The sequence below is a fragment of the Streptomyces sp. genome (genome assembly GCF_036566765.1).
Lineage (GTDB): Bacteria > Actinomycetota > Actinomycetes > Streptomycetales > Streptomycetaceae > Streptomyces.
On sequence record NZ_DATCVQ010000153.1, the window covers coordinates 1 to 3,280 of the forward strand.

Genomic DNA, 3,280 nt, shown 5'->3' on the forward strand with positions numbered 1-3,280 from the left:
CACTGCCCGGCGTCCGCGCCTTCGCCACCCGCGTCCACGCCCTCACCTGACCGCCTGGCCCCTTCCCCGCGAGAGGGGTTTAGGGGAATCCGTGCCGGGTTCATGCCCGTGGTCGGCAGGATGGGGGCATGGACCTTGGGGATGTGAGGCCGGGCGGGGTGCGGCCGTTGGTGGTGAGGGTTCCGGTGGAACCGGTCGAGGCCGCCGTGGAGGCCGACGCAGTCGACGCCGCGGTGCAGGCCGGTGGGGTGGCGGTCCGCGGCCCGCTGTTCGGTGTTGCCGCGCAGGATGAGGACGACGGGCAGCGGTGGCGGGTGGTGGTCGCGGTGTCGGCCGGCTGTCCGCAGACGGCGCGCGACAGCTTGAATTCGCTGCTGTGGTTCCGTGCGAAGGATGAGGCCCAGGACAGAGCGGAGCGTCGTGCTCTGCTGGCGGCAGTCGCCCGGCTGGAGAGCGAGCGCGTCGACGAGCTCACCGTGCTCGGGACCCGCTACCGGATCGTGCGCGCCGAGGAGTACGCCGGTCTGGGCGCCGGCGGCATCGAGCGTCCGCGCCCGACCGATCCGGAACCCGTCACCCCCGACTGGAGCCCCGGCACCAGGGACTCAGAGGTCGACGACGGCCTGATCTTGGACCCGGACGCGCCGCTCACCCCGGCACAGGCTGCGGAACGGCTGGCGCTGCGCAGTTTCGCCTACACCGGCTCCCGGTTTCCCGACGACGTACGCAGCGACTCACACCGGGCACTGGAGACGCACCCCGACGTCCTGCTGCTGCCCGCGACGTTCACGGTCGTGGAGCAGAACGGCACGGGATGGCGCCCGATCAGCTGCCCGCACGCCAGTGCGCATGACGCGCGGAAGACGCTGGACTTCTCCCTGACATGGTTCGAGCCGCGCAAGCGCGGTCTCATCCCCATGGACGCCGACCGGCACGTCGACGCCCGTACCCAGGCCGCCCAGAACGCCGACTCCGCAGCCGCAGAGCTGACTGCGTACGCCGAGGCCTCCGACCGGCTGCGCACCGGCCGGGTCGACCAACTGGAGGTCCTGGATGCCGTCTACCGGATCGGCCGCACCCGCCGCCTGCTGCGCTGGGGACCCGACGGGCCCGAAGGGCCGCGTCCGTCCGACGTCAACGACCACGCCCCCGAACGCCTCCACCCCGTGCTCGATGAAGACGGCAACATCCACTACGAGGGCGACGAAGGCTAAGACGACGCCGACGGGTTCGAAGGGCTGCGGGAGAAGTCCTGGCACCCGCGGACGGCGGCACCCGAGCGACGCTCGCCTTCCCCGCCGCACCCGAAGACGGCCGGTGACACCACCTCCTCGCAACGTCGCGGGGGAGTATCACCGGCCGGCCGGTTCATGCGCGGAGTCCATGCGCAGGCCTTTTACGCGCACTTCATGCGCACGGGTTCATACGCGCGGGGCGTCACATGGGGTCGACGCCGCCGCTGCCCGTCTGGTTCGCCTGCTTGCTCTCCTCCTGCAGGCGACGTGCCTTCTCCTTCAGGCGCTCACGCTCCGCCGGGTCGGTGGCACGCTCGGCGGCCTGCTCCAGCTGCTCCGCCTTCTGGCGCATCTGCCGGGACCGGCCGCCGGACTCGTCTGCAATGCTCATGATCACTCCTGAGATCTGGGGGGGGGAGCGGACGCCACCAGCGAACCAGCGCCCCGAGCCCGGCGCATCCGGAACAGTCACGCACCGCTATCGCCGCAGCACAGGCCACTCATACGGTGCCGGGCGGGATGCCCGTGCGAGGCGGGCGTGGCGCAAGCCTGGCCGTGGAGTCCGCCCGGTCGAACCGGTCGAAGTTGGACCAGGACCCGGCCGAGTGGATGCCGCCGCTGCCCGATGCGCATGCCGCTACGTCGGCGAGTGGACCGCCACCAAGCTCCGCTGGGGCCTCGCGCCGACCAGGCCGAGGCCAGCTCCTGGGATCCACACCGGCAGCGGACGTCGGGTCCGTGTGAAGCGGCTGTAGGAGCGCTCACGGCGAACCCGCCGTGATGCCCTCGCTCGCGCAACGTCAGCTGGTGGGTCTTCGTAGGCGCTCTTGAGTGACTCGACGGGCCAGGGTGCCGTCGGTCTCGATCACGACGAGGTCGGTGAGGGCCAGCCCCAGCGACTCGGTGAGGCTGGGGCCGCCGGCGAGGGTGGAGAGCGCCGATCGAAGAAGCGGGGACGGCCCTGCCCGTCCCAGCGGCCGAAGACGGCGAGCAGCCGGTCGGCGTACGCGGTGGGCGAGCCGTCGGGGCGCGGCGGCGGATGCTCCCAGGTGGCGCGCGGCAGCAGGAAGTCGATCCGGGGCGGGTCGAGTTCGAGCAGCGCGTCGTATACGTTCGAGGGCCCTGAGGACCTTGGCGTGGCTGCTGCGGCCGTCGGCGTAGCGTCGGTGCCGGTCGTTGGCGGCCTTTGTCGCCGTCGAGGGAGATGCCGACCCGGACGCCGAAGGTGCTGTTGACCTCATCCAGTTGGGGGAGACCCTGAGCTGGAGCCCGTTCGTGCGCACGCAGGCTCTCCACGACACACCGATCCCAGTTCGACACGCCGGGCAAGATCACACGATGGGTGGGGAGTTCGCCTGAGCAGGTTTGGCCGATCCAGGAGCGGCGGCGCGGAGGACGGTCACGTGCCGACACCGGCCGAGTTGGCGGAGGTCACGGACTGGATGCAGCGCGTCCTCGCCGAGGAGTCGACGTCGCCGGCGGTACTCGCCCTGCTCGCCGAGTCTGCCAACACCAAGAAGACACGAAACATCGCGAAGAACCGATCCGCATTCTCTACGGGCTGACCTGGGCGCGTTCGGCGATGGCCTCGGGCCGTCTGACAGTTCTGCCCACGTCGTAGCGGGTGGCGGGGTGCCGGTTCTTCGAGCCGAGCGGCCTGCCGGGGCCGGGCCGGTTGGGTTTCGGCGCACGGGCCGGACAGGGCAAGTTCGGCGGAGGATCGACCAGATGCCTTCGACGGGGTTGAGGTCGGGTGTGTAGGGCGGCAGGTGGTAGGCGGTGACCCAGTCATGCGCGTTCGGCGGCGTCATCGAGAATCCGGCTTCGTCTTCGAAGACGAGCCAGGCTCCGAGCGCCGCCGCGGGGGTTCCACGTGCGGCCGCACGTCCTTCACCCAGCCGGCTACGGCTGTCTCATCACGCTCGACGGCCAGGCGGGCCGGAACCTGATGACTCCAGCCGTGCCGTCGCAGCATCTGGGAGATACCCGACAACGTCATGCTCTCGTGGAAGCGCCGGCCGATCAGGGTCTTGATCCTGGCCGGC

The 3,280-nt window shown here is 70.9% G+C and carries 3 protein-coding genes and 3 pseudogenes; 2 read left to right on the forward strand and 4 right to left on the reverse strand.

What is annotated here, in order from left to right; translation table 11 throughout:
* Positions 1–128 precede the first annotated feature (128 nt).
* Positions 129–1,214, forward strand: coding sequence for a DUF5954 family protein (locus tag VIU94_RS07955; RefSeq protein WP_331909041.1), 1,086 nt, complete (start codon positions 129–131; stop codon positions 1,212–1,214).
* Between the two features lie 223 nt (positions 1,215–1,437).
* On the opposite strand, the gene VIU94_RS07960 is transcribed toward VIU94_RS07955, so the two are convergent.
* Together VIU94_RS07960 and VIU94_RS07970 are read right to left on the reverse strand one after the other, a co-directional pair.
* Entirely contained in the window at positions 1,438–1,626 is a 189-nt protein-coding gene (locus VIU94_RS07960; RefSeq protein ID WP_331909043.1) for a DUF6381 family protein, read from the reverse strand.
* Positions 1,627–2,037: 411 nt separating this feature from the next.
* Positions 2,038–2,518 (reverse strand): annotated as a pseudogene (locus VIU94_RS07970) (radical SAM/SPASM protein FxsBH, inactivated beta-hydroxylase extension form); the annotation flags it as partial.
* A gap of 120 nt (positions 2,519–2,638) precedes the next feature.
* On the opposite strand from VIU94_RS07970, the gene VIU94_RS07975 reads away from it, so the two are divergent.
* Positions 2,639–2,800: a hypothetical protein gene (locus tag VIU94_RS07975; RefSeq protein ID WP_331909045.1), complete on the forward strand. Its 162-nt coding sequence runs from the start codon at positions 2,639–2,641 to the stop codon at positions 2,798–2,800.
* On the opposite strand, the pseudogene VIU94_RS07980 reads toward VIU94_RS07975, so the two are convergent.
* Both VIU94_RS07980 and VIU94_RS07990 read right to left on the reverse strand, forming a co-directional pair.
* Positions 2,790–2,948: pseudogene (locus VIU94_RS07980) on the reverse strand (NF041680 family putative transposase); the annotation flags it as partial. The gene VIU94_RS07975 and the pseudogene VIU94_RS07980 overlap by 11 nt on opposite strands.
* A 71-nt stretch (positions 2,949–3,019) precedes the next feature.
* Positions 3,020–3,280: pseudogene (locus tag VIU94_RS07990) on the reverse strand (winged helix-turn-helix domain-containing protein); the annotation flags it as partial.

Excerpts from the sequence above, each read along its gene's own strand:
- VIU94_RS07955 (WP_331909041.1), top strand. The coding sequence starts at position 129 with ATGGACCTTGGGGATGTGAGGCCGGGCGGGGTGCGGCCGTTGGTGGTG.
- VIU94_RS07960 (WP_331909043.1), bottom strand. The coding sequence starts at position 1,626 with ATGAGCATTGCAGACGAGTCCGGCGGCCGGTCCCGGCAGATGCGCCAG.